Source organism: Cupriavidus sp. H39, from assembly GCF_050271075.1.
Classification (GTDB): Bacteria; Pseudomonadota; Gammaproteobacteria; order Burkholderiales; family Burkholderiaceae; genus Cupriavidus; species Cupriavidus necator_B.
In genome coordinates this window covers 755840-768810 of the sequence record NZ_CP189846.1, presented here as the reverse complement: position 1 = coordinate 768810, position 12971 = coordinate 755840, and the positions used below count along the sequence as shown (strand labels likewise).

The window sequence follows — 12971 nt, the reverse complement described above, 5'->3', positions numbered from 1 at the left end:
TCCCAACCGGAGACATCCCATGATCATTGACTGCCACGGCCACGTCAGCCCGCCTGCCGAGCTCTGGGTCTACAAGGCGCACATCCTGTCGCACCGCGGCGAGCACGGGCGCAAGATGCCCGAGGTGACGGACGAGGAGATCCTGCACTACGCCAACCGCAAGGAGATGGGTCCGGCCGGGCACATCGACCTGCTCGACCGCGCGGGCACCACCGTCCAACTGCTGTCGCCGCGTCCGTTCCAGATGATGCACAGCACGAAGCCGGGCAAGCTGGTGCACTGGTTCACCGAGGAGACCAACAACATCATCGCCCGCACGGTGAAGCTGCTGCCCAAGCGCTTCATCGGCGTGGGCGGCCTGCCGCAGGTGGCCGGCGATCCCATCGAAGTGGTGCTGCCGGAACTGGAACGCTGCGTAAAGGAACTGGGCTTCCGCGGCGTGCTGCTCAATCCGGACCCGTTCGAGAACAACGGCTCCGAAGCGCCACCGCTGGGCGACCGCTACTGGTATCCGCTCTACGAGAAGCTGTGCGAGCTCGACATCCCCGCGCACATCCACGCCACCGGCTCGCACTCCGCGCGCTCGCCGTACACGGTCCACTTCATTAATGAAGAGACCATCGCCGTGTTCGGCCTGGTGAACTCCGACGTGTTCAAGGACTTGCCGTCGCTGAAGATCCTGGTGTCACACGGCGGCGGCTCGATCCCCTACCAGATCGGCCGCTTCCAGTCCGGCGCCGCGCGCGCGGGGCGCGACTTCCTCGCCGGAATGCGCAATCTCTACTACGACACCGTGCTGTATTCGGAGGAATCGCTGCGCCTGCTGATCAAGACCGTCGGCGCGGACCGCTGCCTGTTCGGCGCCGAGTGCCCCGGCGTGGGCTCGCAGACCAATCCGGCCACTGGCCGCACCTTCGACGACATCAAGCCGTTCATCCAGGGCTTCGACTGGCTGTCGCCGGAAGAGAAGAACCAGATCTTCTTCGGCAACGCGCAGAAGCTGTTCAACCTCGACCTGGCGGCGTACCGCTAAGCGCGCAAAGACGCCCTGAGGAGACCAAACCATGGCAGAAATCGTACTCGGCATGGGCACCTCGCATGGTCCCATGCTGGTCACGCCGCCGCACACATGGGGCTCGCGCCTGCCCGACGACCGCCGCAGCCTGCATCACTACCAGGGCCGGACGTGGACGTTCGACGAGCTGGTGCAGCATCGCGCGTCGGAAAACCTGGCCGCGCAGATCAGGCCGGAAGTGTGGGAAGCCCGGCATGCCCGCTGCATGCAGGCCATCGAACGCATGTCGCAGGTGCTGGCCGAAGCCCGCCCCGATGTGGCAGTGATCGTCGGCAACGACCAGATGGAAATCTTCGACGACATGCTCGTGCCCGCGTTCAGCGTGATGTGGGGCGAGACCATCGTCAACAACATGATCAGCGACGAGAAGCTGTCGCGCCTGCCGCCCGGCGTGGCCCACGCCATGCCCGGCTACATGCCGCCCGAAGCGACCTATGCCGGCGTGCCGGCGCTGGGCCGCCACCTGATCGAAAGCACCGTGGCCGACGGCTTTGACATCACGGCACTGAAGCACCTTTCCGCTACCGAGACGCCGCACGCCTTCGGCTTCGTGTTCCGGCAATTGATGAAGGACCAGGTGATTCCCACCGTCCCGGTGCTGATCAACACGTTCTATCCGCCCAACCAGCCGACCGCCGGCCGCTGCCATGCGTTCGGACGTTCGCTGGCGCGCGCCATCCGGTCGTGGGACAGCGACGCGCGCGTGGCGATCATCGCCTCGGGTGGCCTGACCCACTTCGTCATCGACGAGAGCGTCGACCAGTTGATCCTGGACAGCATGCGCGCGCATGACTTCGCGCGCGTGGAGGGACTGGGCGAGGCGATCTTCCAGGCAGGGACCTCCGAGGTCAAGAACTGGATTCCCGTGGCCGGTGCGATGGACGAGCTTGGCTTCGGCATGGAAGTGATCGACTACGTGCCGTGCTACCGCAGCGAAGCTGGGACGGGCAATGCCATGGGGTTCGCCTGCTGGCGGCCCGACAACCACAAGGAAACCATCCGATGAGCACTCCCCAGGAATATGTGCGTCGCCTGCGCCGGCTGGATTGTTGCGCAGTGTCCGACACGCTCGACAAGCTCGGTCTGCCGGGCGTTGTGAGCGGCGTGCGTCAGGAAGCCGGTGACGGCCGCATCGCCGGTCGCGTGATTACCGTGAAGCTCGGCACGGGCGCCCCGCCACCGGGCGAGCCGCGCCACCTGGGCACCACCGCCATCGAGGCCGGCGGCGCGGACGACGTGATCGTCGTCGAGCAGCGCACCGGCGTCGAGGCGGGAAGCTGGGGCGGCATGCTGTCGCTCGGGGCGAAGGTGAAGGGTATCGCAGGCGTGGTGGCCGATGGTCCCGTGCGCGACATCGACGAAGCGCGCGCGATGAATTTTCCCGTGTTCGCCTCTTCCCTCACCGCGCGCACCGCGCGCGGCCGTATCGTCGAGAAAGGCACCAACGTGCCGATCCGCGTGTGGGACGTGGATGTCGATGCAGGCGACTACGTTCTCGCCGACCGCAGCGCGGTCATCTTCATCGCCGCGGCGAACATCGACCGTGTGCTGGAAGCTGCGGAAGCCATCGTCGCCCGCGAAGCCCGCATGGCCAAGGCCGTCCTGGCCGGCACGCCGATTAGCCAGGTCATGGGCGGCAACTACGAATTCATGCTGAAGGATTAGGTCATGTCAGAACAGATCGAAGACCGCAACGTCGCCCGCGCCGGCAGGCTCGATACCGCCACGCTCAGCGACGCGATGGACCGCCTCGGCATCGTCGGCCAGTGCCGCGCCATCAAGCCGCGCGATGCTGGCTTCCGCATGGCCGGCCGCGCCTTCACTATCCTCTACGGCCCGGCCGCGAGCCCGCCGGGCACGGTCGGGGACTTTATTGACGACGTGCCGCCCGGTCACGTGATCGTGCTAGACAACGGTGGCCGCACCGATGCCACGGTCTGGGGCGACATCATGACGGAGATCGCCCATCGTCGCGGCATCGCCGGCACCGTGATCGACGGCATCAACCGCGATGTGCATCTCTGCCTCTCGCTCGGCTACCCGGTGTTCTCGCGCGACAACTGGATGCGCACCGGCAAGGACCGCGTGCAGGTGGAGGCCACCAATGTGCCGGTGAATATCGGCGACGTACGCGTGGTGCCGGGCGACATTCTGCGCGGCGATGCCGACGGGCTGGTGTCGATCCCCCGCGAGCACGAGGAACGCATCCTCGCCGCCGCCGAAGAGATCGAAGCCGCCGAGAACGCCATCCGCGAGGCCGTCGCCGGCGGCATGCGCCTGGACGAAGCCCGCGCCCAGCACCGCTACCACCAACTGCAGACGCGCGCCGAAGGAGCGAAAGCATGAGCCTGCCTATCGACCGCATCGACCCGCGCGACACCACGCAACTGGATTTCGCGCGTACCGCTGCGCAAATCATCGACGCCGCCCGCGCCATCCCCACGGCCACGCTGCACGAGGCTGGCGGCAAGATCGGAGCGTTTCCGTCCGTGATCAAACCCGTCGCACCCGGCTTCAGGCTGTGCGGCCCGGCCCTCACGGTGCATGCGCCGGGCGGCGACAACCTGTGGCTGCACCGCGCCATCTACGCCGCGCAACCAGGAGACGTGCTGGTGGTGTCGGTCAGCGACGCCTTCGAACACGGCTACTGGGGCGAAGTCATGTCCACCGCCAGCCAGGTGCGCGGCCTCGCCGGCCTGGTGATCGACGGCTGCGTGCGCGACGGCGTGCTGCTGGAGGAGATCGGCTTCCCGGTGTTCGCCCGCGGCCTGTGCATTCGCGGCACCGGCAAGGACTTCGGCGCGCGCGGCTGGATCAATGCACCGACCGTGTTCGGCGACGTCACGGTGCATGCCGGCGACCTGATCGCCGGTGACAGCGACGGCGTGGTCTGCATTCCGCGCGACCGCGCTGGCAAGGTGGTGGAGGCCGGCCTTGCGCGAGAGGCAAACGAAGCCGATCAGTGCCGCCGGCTCCGTGCGGGGGAGACCACGCTCGACATCTTCGGCTGGAACTGAGCGGGAGCGCGACGAAATGAACGAACGCATCGACGATGACACGACGATCCGCACGAGCTGGATCGACATCCCGGCAGCCGATGGGCGCGCGTACCAGGGCTATCTCGCGCTGCCGCCTGCGGGAACTGGCCCAGGGATTGTCCTCTTTCAGGAAATCTTCGGCGTCAACCGCCATATCAAGGCTGTGGCCGAGCAGTACGCGCAACTCGGCTTTGTCGTGCTCGCGCCCGACGTGTTCTGGCGGCAGGCGCCGCGCGAATCGTTCGGCTATGTGGGCGACGACGCCGCACGCGCGCGCGACATGCTTATGCGTGCCGACATGGCCGAGATCGGGGCCGACCTGGAAGGCACCGTGCGCTCGCTGCGCGAGCGTCCCGAGGTGACGGGCGGCGTGGGCGCGCTCGGCTTCTGCATCGGCGGCCGGCTGGCCTATCTGGCGGCCGCTGCAGGACTGGTGGAGGCCGCCGCGTGCTACTACGGCGGCGGCATCCAGGACCAGTTGCAGAAGGCGGCGGCCGTGCGTTGCCCGATGCTGTTCCACTACGGCGAGACGGATCCCATGATCCCGCTTGCCGCGGTCGAGCGCGTCAGGGCAGCCTTCGCCGACCGGGACACCGCCAAGTTCTTTGTCTATCCCGGCGCGAGCCACGGCTTCAATTGCTGGGAGCGTGCCAGCTACCAGCCGCTCGCCGCGATGCAGGCGCACGGTCGCACCGTGCTGCACTTCGCGCGCCATCTCGCTGCCGCCACCACTGTCGCATAGCCTCGGGACGGAGAACTCGCCATGAGCATCGACGCCAACCAGTTCAAGGCAGCGATGCGCTGCCTCGCCGGCCACGTCTGCCTGATTACCACGTTGTCGGCGGACGGCTCCCGGGCGGGGCTGACCGCCACGGCCGTCTGCTCGGTCTCAGCCGATCCGCCCACGCTGCTCGCCTGCGTCAACCGCAACAGCGCGTCGTTCCACGCCATCCAGGCGTCGGGCATCTTCGCGGTGAACGTGCTGGCGCTGGAAAGCCGGCGGCTGGCCGACCGCTTCGCCAGCCCCATGCCGGCGGAGGAGAAGTTCGCCGACGGCGTATGGGGACGCGCCAGCACCGGCGCGCCGGTGCTCCGTGACGCGCTGGTCAGCTTCGATTGCCGCGTGGCCAGTGCCGTGGATGTCGGCACGCACGGCATCCTCTTCGGGGCCATCGACACCGCAACGCCGCGCGCCGACCGCGCCCGGCCGCTGCTGTACGCGCACGGCAGCTACGGCGAGTTTTCGTCAACCGACGCTGCCGCGGCGCGGGAACTGCTCTGGATTCCGACATGGGACCCGGAACCGGCCGGCTGAGGCGGACCATCGCAAACCCGCCGGCCGACAAAATCCCGCCCGCATCCCCTGCCCGGCGGGCACCACAACAATAAATTCCAATAACGGAGACACGAATTGGCTCTTCGGAGAAGAAAGCTGGCAATGGCACTTCGCCATCTGTCCTTCGGCATTGCAATGACGGCCGCCACCACCGTGACGCACGCGCAGGGCAGCGTCACCATCGGCGGCCTGCTGGACGAGGGTGTCGCGGTCTATCGCGACAACGGCGGCCATTCGAACGTCCGCATGCAGGATTCCGCCATCTACCCGTCGAAGTTCTACCTGCGCGGCATCGAGGACCTTGGCGGCGGCCTGCAGGCGTCGTTCAGCCTGGACTCGATGATCTCCCTCAGCACCGGGGCGCTCGATCCGCAGTCGCGCGGCGCATTGTTCGAGAACTCGGCCTGGGTCGGCATGCGCAAGGCCGGTATTGGCGGCTTCCGCCTCGGGCAGCAGAACGACTTCGCGTTCGACTACTTCCTGATCGGCGCCATCGACCCGGCCACCGGCATCGCGGGCGGCATGCTGAACTTCCGCACCGGCAGCTTCGGCGCGGACCTGCTTGGCCTCAAGGGCCCCGCGCAGATCGGCGCCGGCCTTGCCGCCGGTGCGCCATACGCGCCGTACACCAATGCCGCCGGCGCGCCGGTTGGCATGTCGGCCATCAACTGGGACCGCGTGGGCGGCAAGCGAATGTCGAACGCCGTCAAGCTGACGACCGACGAGATCGGCGGCTTTTCGGCCGGGCTGATGTACAGCTTCGGCGAAGTCGCCGGAGACTTCCGGAACGGGTCAGGCAAGAGCGCGGCGATCGGCTATCACCAGGGAGAAACGCGCGCCGCCGTGGTCTATACCGAGCAGAACTACGGCGCGGTCAATGGCGGGCAGAGCGGCATCGCCAACTTCCTCGCCGGCGCCCGCACCAAGGTGTCGCGCTTCGATTTCTCGGGCATGTACAGCCAGGCGCGCAACACATTCACCGGAGCGAGGATCTACGCGCTGGCCGGCGGCATCGGCTACGAACTGACGCCGGACCTGATTCTCGGCGGCGCCTATACCTACGAGAACGGCAACGAGCAACTGAAGAACGTGATCATCCACCAGGGCGCGCTCCAGTTGACGTACACCTTCTCCAAGCGGACCGCGGTCTATCTGGTGGGGGTCTACCAGCACACCAACGGCGCCTATGCCGCGGAGATCGGCAACATCCTTGCCAGCGGGAAGATCCAGTCCGTCGCGGCAGTCGGCATGATGCACCGCTTCTGACGGCAGTACGCGGGGCGCTGGAGCATGCCCCGCTTCATACGCCGCGCGCCGCGAGGATCTGCATCAGCCCCTCGGCCACCATCTTGCGGCCTTGGGCGTAGGCATCCAGCAACATTTCCCGGTTCTTGGTACTCAACGCCTTGACGAGCTTCTGCTCGATGTTGGCGTTCAGGTGCTGGTCGCGCAGCGTGATGTCGGCGGCCAGCGCACGGTAGCGGTCAGTCAGCCGCATCAGGCGCAGCGCCTCGCGCTTGAGCACCTTGTTCGGCGACAGCTCGAACACCGCGTCGTGGAACGCGCGATGGTGCTCGATCCATTCCGAGCGATTACCGGCCGCGAGCAGTTCGTCGAGTTCGGTCAGCATCGCCTTGAGCTGCTTGAGTTGTGCGGGCGTGGGCCACTCGATCGTGGAAAGCAGTTCCGCTTCCAGAAGTTGCCGCATCAGGTAAAGCTGGCGGGCCTCGTCGGTCGACAATGGCGCGACAAAAAAGCCCCGGTTCGGATCGTGCTCGATGATGCTTTCGGCCGCCAGCAGCTTCAGCGCCTCGCGCACGGGGACGCGGCTGATGCCGAAGCGGTCCGCCAGGTCGGATTGCCGTAGCTGCAGGCCAGGCGGCAACTGTCCGCGGTTGATGAGCTTGCGGATTTCCTGGGCGATCTGGGCGGGAATGTCGATCCCTTGTAGTTCTGCGGTAGACACGGTGTGGATAGGTCTGAATTAGATATGCAATATTGAATGCAATCATACCTCCAATTGGCCGTTCCAAGGCAGGATCTGCCCTTCTTTGCGTAGCAACGCGCAGTAGTGGCCGCCATCGTCAAACGTTCCGGGGCTCCATTGCCTTGCGGATGCATTGCGCATTGCGCGGGCGCCATCCGCCGCCACCTTATTGGAAGCGCTTCCGCATGTGCAACTCCTCGACGGAAGTGCGGATGCAACCTTCCCGCAGGCACTGCGAACGCCTACCCGGGGGCGGAAACTCGATTGTCCACCGCGGCAGGGATTGTTGACGGCTCGGCCGGGGAGTTGAAGTGGAGTCACTAAAACGAACACGTTCATCGACTGTTCATGCATCGGAAACAGCCACTCGCAGCGAACCGGGCTATTGACCAAACGCCGCGAACTTCCGGCCCAGGAACTCGACGAACAACCGGATGCGGGACGATAGCTGATGCCTCTGCTGATAGACAGCATAGATGTTTGCTTCGGGTGTCACGTACTGCGGCAGCACCTGCACCAGTCTTCCACTGCGCAGATAGCGGTCAACGTCCCATTCCGCGCGCAGCACAATGCCATGCCCTTCCAACGCCCAGTTGACGGCAATCTCGCCATCATTGGTTGTCAGGTTGCCGCGGACATGGATCGCCTCGGTACGTGCCTTGGCACCCTTTACCGCCGTGAGGCGCCACACACCGTAGGCATCGCTCCCCTGCCTGATGCCAATGCAGTTGTGGCGCTGCAGTTCTGCAGGCGTCTGCGGTGTACCGTGCTCCCACAAGTAACGTGGCGAGGCAACCAGCAGCCGCCGATTCGGTGCGAGTTTGCGTGCGACGATGCGGGCGTCAGGTGGCTCGCCGAATCGCACGCATACATCGAACGCATCCTCTGTCAGCGGGGGCGGGTCGGCTGACAATTGCAGCTGGACATCCACATCGGGATACATCCGGCTGTACTCGGAAATCACGGGCGCCACATGCATGCGTCCGAAGCCGAGCGTGGCATTGACGCGTAGCAGGCCGCTCGGCTTGCCTTTGGCGCTGGTCAGCAACTGCTCCAGGTCGTCGAGTGCCCCCAGGATGCGGCGGGCATGTTCCAGCAATACCTCTCCTTCCGGCGTCAGGCTCATGCGCCGTGTGGTACGTGTGACCAATGGCATGCCGATGCGTGTCTCCATCTGCGCTAGCCGCTTGCTGACTGCCGCCGTCGTGATGCCGAGATCCCGCGCGGCGGCGCTCAGGCTGCCAGCCGTGGCCAATGCCGCGAAGAAGCCCAGCTCGGCCGGCTGGATCGCACTGTTGGAAGCCATATCCCACTTTCAACCACAGGGTTAAGAATGGTTTAACTTTAGCCGCGATCCAAAACTTCGTCCACGGCCCAGAATCCGCTTCACGCTCGCAGCAGCGATGACGGCACCAGACGGATTTCCAGACCAGACAGGAGACGAAAAGATGAAGACGTACAAGATTGCAACCATTCCGGGCGACGGCATCGGCAAGGAAGTCGTACCCGCCGGCCGGGAAGTCATGGAAGCCCTGGCCGCCGCTGGCGGCGACTTTCGTTTTGAGTTCGAGGACTTCGACTGGGGCGGCGACTACTATCGTCAGCATGGCGTGATGATGCCCGCCGATGGCCTCGACGCGCTGCGCGACAAGGACGCAATCCTGTTCGGCTCCGCCGGCGACAACCAGATCCCCGATCACATCACGTTGTGGGGCCTGCGCCTCAAGATCTGCCAGGGCTTCGACCAGTACGCCAATGTGCGCCCCACCCGCATCCTGCCCGGCATTGACGCGCCGCTGAAGCGCTGCGCGCGCGAAGACCTGGACTGGGTCATTGTCCGTGAGAACTCCGAAGGCGAATACTCGGGCGTGGGCGGCCGCGTGCACCAGGGCCATCCGATCGAGGCCGCCACCGACGTGTCGATGATGACGCGCGTGGGCGTGGAACGGATCCTGCGCTTCGCCTTCAGGCTGGCCCAGTCGCGCCCCCGCAAGCTGCTCACCGTGATCACGAAGTCCAACGCGCAGCGCCACGCCATGGTGATGTGGGATGAAGTGGCGGTGCAGGTGGCCAAGGACTTCCCGGACGTCAGCTGGGACAAGGAACTGGTCGATGCCGCCACCGCGCGCATGGTCAACCGCCCGAGGTCGCTCGACACCATCGTCGCCACCAACCTGCACGCCGACATCCTGAGCGACCTGGCCGCCGCGCTGGCCGGCAGCCTGGGCATTGCGCCGACCGGCAATATCGATCCGGAACGCCGCTATCCGTCGATGTTCGAGCCGATCCACGGCTCCGCCTTCGACATCATGGGCAAAGGCCTGGCCAACCCGGTAGGCACGTTCTGGTCGGTGGTCATGCTGCTGGAACATCTGGGCGAAAGCGCCGCCGCGCAACGCGTGATGGCCGCGATCGAAGCAGTGACCGCCAACCCGGCGCTGCATACCGGGGACCTCGGCGGCAAGGCGAAAACGGTCGATGTGACCAAGGCAGTCTGCGACTACCTGGCAACACATCGACAGGCCAAGGCCGCATAAGGCTTCGGTCACGGCTTCACCTGTAGCACCCTTCGCACCCGGCCAGGGCCGGGCTGCCGGCAGGCGCGCGCTCAGCGCGCGTCTGCTTCCTTGCGGACCCCGACAACGGCCATCAGAGCCCTCGACCGCAGGCGACTCACCTCGAATCGGTTGGTCCGGTAGCGAAGGCTTCGCGGCCTGTCTACGCGCATCGCAATCACTACCATTAAAGGAGACAACCATGCGTACGTTCACTACTCAACTGGTCCGTCGTATCTGCGGCCTGTCGATGTTCGGCTTCGGTATCTGCGGAGCGTCCGTAGCGATTGCTCAGGAATGGCCGTCCAAGCCGATCAGCCTGGTCGTCCCATTCCCGTCTGGCGGCACGACCGACATCCTCGCGCGCGCGCTGGGTGACCAGTTGTCCAAGGCTCTCGGCCAGCCAGTCATTGTCGAGAACCGGCCGGGCGCCGGTGCCACTGTCGGCGCCGACTATGTTGCAAAAGCCAGGCCGGATGGCTACACCCTTCTGATGGGCGCGGTCCACCATACCATTGCCACGTCTGTCTACAAAAAACTTCCCTATAGCTTCCAGAAGGACCTAGTTCCCGTTTCCACACTCGCGATGGTCCCCAACGTGCTGGTGGTCAACAGTACAAAAACACCCGTCAAGAACGTGGCCGAGTTGGTTGCCTTCGCAAAGAATGCGTCACCAGAGTTGTCGTATGGTTCCAATGGCAATGGCACTGCGCAACATCTGATTGGAACCCAGTTCCAGGCGACAACCGGCGTCAAGCTGCTGCATGTGCCGTACAAGGGTAGTGGCCCGCTCACCACGGACCTGTTGGGCGGTCAGGTGTCCATGTCCTTCGACACGCTGACAACGGTGTTGCCGCACATCAAGGGCGGCAAGCTGAAGGCGCTGGCAGTCACAACGGCCAAGCGTTCGAGCGCCTTGCCCGACGTACCCACAATGGGCGAGTCGGGGCTCAAGGGCTTCGACATTGGAACCTGGTTCGGCGTCCTCGCTCCCGCCGCGACGCCCAAGCCGGTCGTCACAAGATTGAACACCGAGATCGTGAAGATTGTCAGCTCGCCTGACTTCCAGCAGCGCATGCTTGCGGCGGGTGCGGAACCGATGGCGAGTACTCCCGGAGCGTTTGCAAAGCGCATCAATGATGAGACGAACAAGTTCGCTACGCTCGTCAAGGAAGGCAATGTCACCATCGAGTGAGGCAGCGGCCGCAGCATACGCGTCCTATTCCCTTGGCGATGAGCCGGTCACACTGGCCGCCCACTCCAGAACGGGACCGAACCGCGGCGGCAACAGGTCTCGTGCCCGCGCCAGCGTCACCCAGCGGAATTCGTGATGCTCGGGGCGGCCCAGTTCCGCGCTGACCGGCAATGCAACCTCGCCGCAAGGCGAGGCGGCAAGATAGATCCGCGCAATCTTGCCGTTGGCATACGGAGCGGTTTCCCGATAGTCCTCGCCCCAGCAAAGCTGCAGGACGGACAAGCCGGTTTCCTCCCGGGTTTCCCGCAACGCCGTGGACAATGGATCTTCGCCCGCTTCCGACAGGCCCTTGGGCAGATCCCAGTTCCGATACGCGCGCAACACGAGGCAGCGCCATTCATCGTCGACGCACCGCATCACAAGCAGCCCCGCGGAACGCTTGCCAGTAGTCATTTGCGTCTCCCTATGCCCGCCGGCGCCTGGTTGGACGGCAGAGCCGAGTCCTGTGCAATGCAGCACTCAGCCCTGCCGGGCCGGCCTTACGCATTGTCCACCTTTATGAGGCCAGTGCGCGACGCCATCCGCTCACGGTAGCGGACTTGCTCGCGACCGGCTCAATGCGCCAGCAGCTGCGCAGGTTCGTGGTAGACATGGCCAAGGTCGTGCGCGACTTCCTTGCAGGTCACCTTGCCGAACGCCACGTTCAGGCCATTGGCAAGGTGCGCATTGTCCGCCAGTGCGGTCTTCCAGCCTTTGTCGGCGATCTGCAGCGCAAAGGGCAGCGTGGCGTTGTTGAGTGCATAGGTCGATGTACGCGGCACTGCGCCCGGCATATTGGCTACGCAATAGTGCAACACGCTGCCAACCAGGTAGGTCGGATCAGCGTGGGTCGTCGCCCTGGCGGTTTCGCAGCAACCGCCCTGGTCGATCGCCACGTCGACGATGACCGCACCCGGCTTCATTGCGTCCACCATGCCGGCAGTCACCAGCTTGGGCGCGGCCGCGCCTGGGATCAGTACGCCACCAATGACCAGGTCGGCCGACAGTACATGGCGCTCCAGGTTGTCCTGGTTGGAGTAGACCGTCGTCACGCGGGCGCCCAGCAGGCGGTCCATGCGTCGCAGCGCATCGATATTGCGGTCGATCACCACCACCTGGGCGCCGGTGCCTACGGCAATCTGCGCCGCGTTGGTGCCGACCACGCCCGCGCCCAGGATGACAATCTTGGCCGGCTCCACGCCCGCCACGCCGCCCAGCAGAACGCCCATGCCGCCGCGCGCCTTCTCCAGGCAATTCGCCCCGGCCTGCACCGACATGCGGCCAGCGACTTCCGACATCGGCGCCAGCAGCGGCAGGCCGCCACCAGCCTGGGTCACGGTCTCGTAGGCAATGCAGACCGCACCGCTGCGGATGAGATCGGCACACTGGTCCGGATCCGGCGCGAGGTGCAGGTAGGTATAGAGAATCTGACCCTCCCGCAGCATGGCACGCTCGCCGGCCTGGGGCTCCTTTACCTTGACGATCATGTCAGCCTTGGCAAAGATCTCCTGCGCCGTATCGACGATGGTCGCGCCGGCCTTGCGGTAGTCGGCATCGCTGGCGCCGATGCCCGCGCCGGCGGCGGTCTGCACCAGCACGTGGTGGCCGTGTGCCGTCATCTCGCGCACGGACGACGGCGTCAGGCCGACGCGATATTCGTGGTTCTTGATTTCCTTCGGAACTCCGATCCTCATGGCTGTCTCCTTCCTTGGTGTTATGTGAATCCGGTACGATGGCGCTGCCGCC

14 protein-coding genes are annotated in these 12971 nt (G+C 65.3%); 10 read left to right on the top strand and 4 right to left on the bottom strand.

Annotated features, from left to right (window positions below):
* Positions 1-19: 19 nt before the first annotated feature.
* From ACOCMH_RS03950 to ACOCMH_RS03915, 8 genes are all read left to right on the top strand, one after another.
* Positions 20-1033: an amidohydrolase family protein gene (locus tag ACOCMH_RS03950; RefSeq protein ID WP_427307875.1), complete on the top strand. Its 1014-nt coding sequence runs from the start codon at positions 20-22 to the stop codon at positions 1031-1033.
* Positions 1034-1064: 31 nt separating this feature from the next.
* Entirely contained in the window at positions 1065-2081 is a 1017-nt protein-coding gene (locus tag ACOCMH_RS03945; RefSeq protein WP_427307874.1) for a protocatechuate 3,4-dioxygenase, read from the top strand.
* A complete protein-coding gene (locus ACOCMH_RS03940) occupies positions 2078-2740 on the top strand; it encodes an RraA family protein (protein WP_427307873.1) in 663 nt (220 codons plus the stop codon). The genes ACOCMH_RS03945 and ACOCMH_RS03940 overlap by 4 nt, the downstream gene beginning before the upstream one ends.
* A gap of 3 nt (positions 2741-2743) precedes the next feature.
* Positions 2744-3421 (top strand): RraA family protein, encoded by a 678-nt coding sequence (locus tag ACOCMH_RS03935; RefSeq protein WP_427307872.1) that lies wholly within the window; start codon positions 2744-2746, stop codon positions 3419-3421.
* Complete coding sequence (locus ACOCMH_RS03930) at positions 3418-4092, top strand: 4-carboxy-4-hydroxy-2-oxoadipate aldolase/oxaloacetate decarboxylase (protein WP_427307871.1); 675 nt, start codon at positions 3418-3420, stop codon at positions 4090-4092. Before ACOCMH_RS03935 ends, ACOCMH_RS03930 begins: the two co-directional genes overlap by 4 nt.
* Before the next feature lie 16 nt (positions 4093-4108).
* Positions 4109-4855, top strand: coding sequence for a dienelactone hydrolase family protein (locus ACOCMH_RS03925; protein ID WP_427307870.1), 747 nt, complete (start codon positions 4109-4111; stop codon positions 4853-4855).
* A gap of 21 nt (positions 4856-4876) precedes the next feature.
* Positions 4877-5428: a flavin reductase family protein gene (locus ACOCMH_RS03920; protein WP_427307869.1), complete on the top strand. Its 552-nt coding sequence runs from the start codon at positions 4877-4879 to the stop codon at positions 5426-5428.
* Between the two features lie 123 nt (positions 5429-5551).
* Positions 5552-6715 (top strand): porin, encoded by a 1164-nt coding sequence (locus tag ACOCMH_RS03915; protein ID WP_427307868.1) that lies wholly within the window; start codon positions 5552-5554, stop codon positions 6713-6715.
* 34 nt (positions 6716-6749) lie between these two features.
* On the opposite strand, the gene ACOCMH_RS03910 is transcribed toward ACOCMH_RS03915, so the two are convergent.
* Together ACOCMH_RS03910 and ACOCMH_RS03905 are read right to left on the bottom strand one after the other, a co-directional pair.
* On the bottom strand, positions 6750-7415 hold the full coding sequence (locus ACOCMH_RS03910) for a GntR family transcriptional regulator (RefSeq protein ID WP_427307867.1): 666 nt from the start codon (positions 7413-7415) through the stop codon (positions 6750-6752).
* Positions 7416-7818: 403 nt separating this feature from the next.
* The gene (locus tag ACOCMH_RS03905) at positions 7819-8742 is read right to left on the bottom strand and encodes a LysR family transcriptional regulator (protein WP_427307866.1); all 924 of its coding nucleotides are present in this window, start codon (positions 8740-8742) and stop codon (positions 7819-7821) included.
* Between the two features lie 142 nt (positions 8743-8884).
* Between ACOCMH_RS03905 and ACOCMH_RS03900 the strand changes: the two genes are divergently transcribed.
* Together ACOCMH_RS03900 and ACOCMH_RS03895 are read left to right on the top strand one after the other, a co-directional pair.
* Positions 8885-9973: a tartrate dehydrogenase gene (locus ACOCMH_RS03900; protein ID WP_427307865.1), complete on the top strand. Its 1089-nt coding sequence runs from the start codon at positions 8885-8887 to the stop codon at positions 9971-9973.
* A 220-nt stretch (positions 9974-10193) separates the two neighbouring features.
* Entirely contained in the window at positions 10194-11186 is a 993-nt protein-coding gene (locus ACOCMH_RS03895) for a tripartite tricarboxylate transporter substrate binding protein (RefSeq protein ID WP_427307864.1), read from the top strand.
* A gap of 24 nt (positions 11187-11210) precedes the next feature.
* Here ACOCMH_RS03895 and ACOCMH_RS03890 read toward each other — a convergent pair whose 3' ends face one another.
* Together ACOCMH_RS03890 and ald are read right to left on the bottom strand one after the other, a co-directional pair.
* Complete coding sequence (locus ACOCMH_RS03890; protein WP_427307863.1) at positions 11211-11639, bottom strand: NUDIX domain-containing protein; 429 nt, start codon at positions 11637-11639, stop codon at positions 11211-11213.
* Between the two features lie 161 nt (positions 11640-11800).
* Positions 11801-12919, bottom strand: a complete 1119-nt coding sequence (ald, locus tag ACOCMH_RS03885) for an alanine dehydrogenase (protein WP_427307862.1) — start codon at positions 12917-12919, stop codon at positions 11801-11803.
* Positions 12920-12971 lie beyond the last annotated feature (52 nt).

Bases quoted from the DNA above. Each gene is read 5' to 3' on its own strand.
- ACOCMH_RS03950 (WP_427307875.1), top strand. From the start codon at position 20: ATGATCATTGACTGCCACGGCCACGTCAGCCCGCCTGCCGAGCTCTGG.
- ACOCMH_RS03945 (WP_427307874.1), top strand. From the start codon at position 1,065: ATGGCAGAAATCGTACTCGGCATGGGCACCTCGCATGGTCCCATGCTG.
- ACOCMH_RS03940 (WP_427307873.1), top strand. From the start codon at position 2,078: ATGAGCACTCCCCAGGAATATGTGCGTCGCCTGCGCCGGCTGGATTGT.
- ACOCMH_RS03935 (WP_427307872.1), top strand. From the start codon at position 2,744: ATGTCAGAACAGATCGAAGACCGCAACGTCGCCCGCGCCGGCAGGCTC.
- ACOCMH_RS03930 (WP_427307871.1), top strand. From the start codon at position 3,418: ATGAGCCTGCCTATCGACCGCATCGACCCGCGCGACACCACGCAACTG.
- ACOCMH_RS03925 (WP_427307870.1), top strand. From the start codon at position 4,109: ATGAACGAACGCATCGACGATGACACGACGATCCGCACGAGCTGGATC.
- ACOCMH_RS03920 (WP_427307869.1), top strand. From the start codon at position 4,877: ATGAGCATCGACGCCAACCAGTTCAAGGCAGCGATGCGCTGCCTCGCC.
- ACOCMH_RS03915 (WP_427307868.1), top strand. From the start codon at position 5,552: ATGGCACTTCGCCATCTGTCCTTCGGCATTGCAATGACGGCCGCCACC.
- ACOCMH_RS03905 (WP_427307866.1), bottom strand. From the start codon at position 8,742: ATGGCTTCCAACAGTGCGATCCAGCCGGCCGAGCTGGGCTTCTTCGCG.
- ACOCMH_RS03900 (WP_427307865.1), top strand. From the start codon at position 8,885: ATGAAGACGTACAAGATTGCAACCATTCCGGGCGACGGCATCGGCAAG.
- ACOCMH_RS03895 (WP_427307864.1), top strand. From the start codon at position 10,194: ATGCGTACGTTCACTACTCAACTGGTCCGTCGTATCTGCGGCCTGTCG.
- ACOCMH_RS03890 (WP_427307863.1), bottom strand. From the start codon at position 11,639: ATGACTACTGGCAAGCGTTCCGCGGGGCTGCTTGTGATGCGGTGCGTC.
- ald (WP_427307862.1), bottom strand. From the start codon at position 12,919: ATGAGGATCGGAGTTCCGAAGGAAATCAAGAACCACGAATATCGCGTC.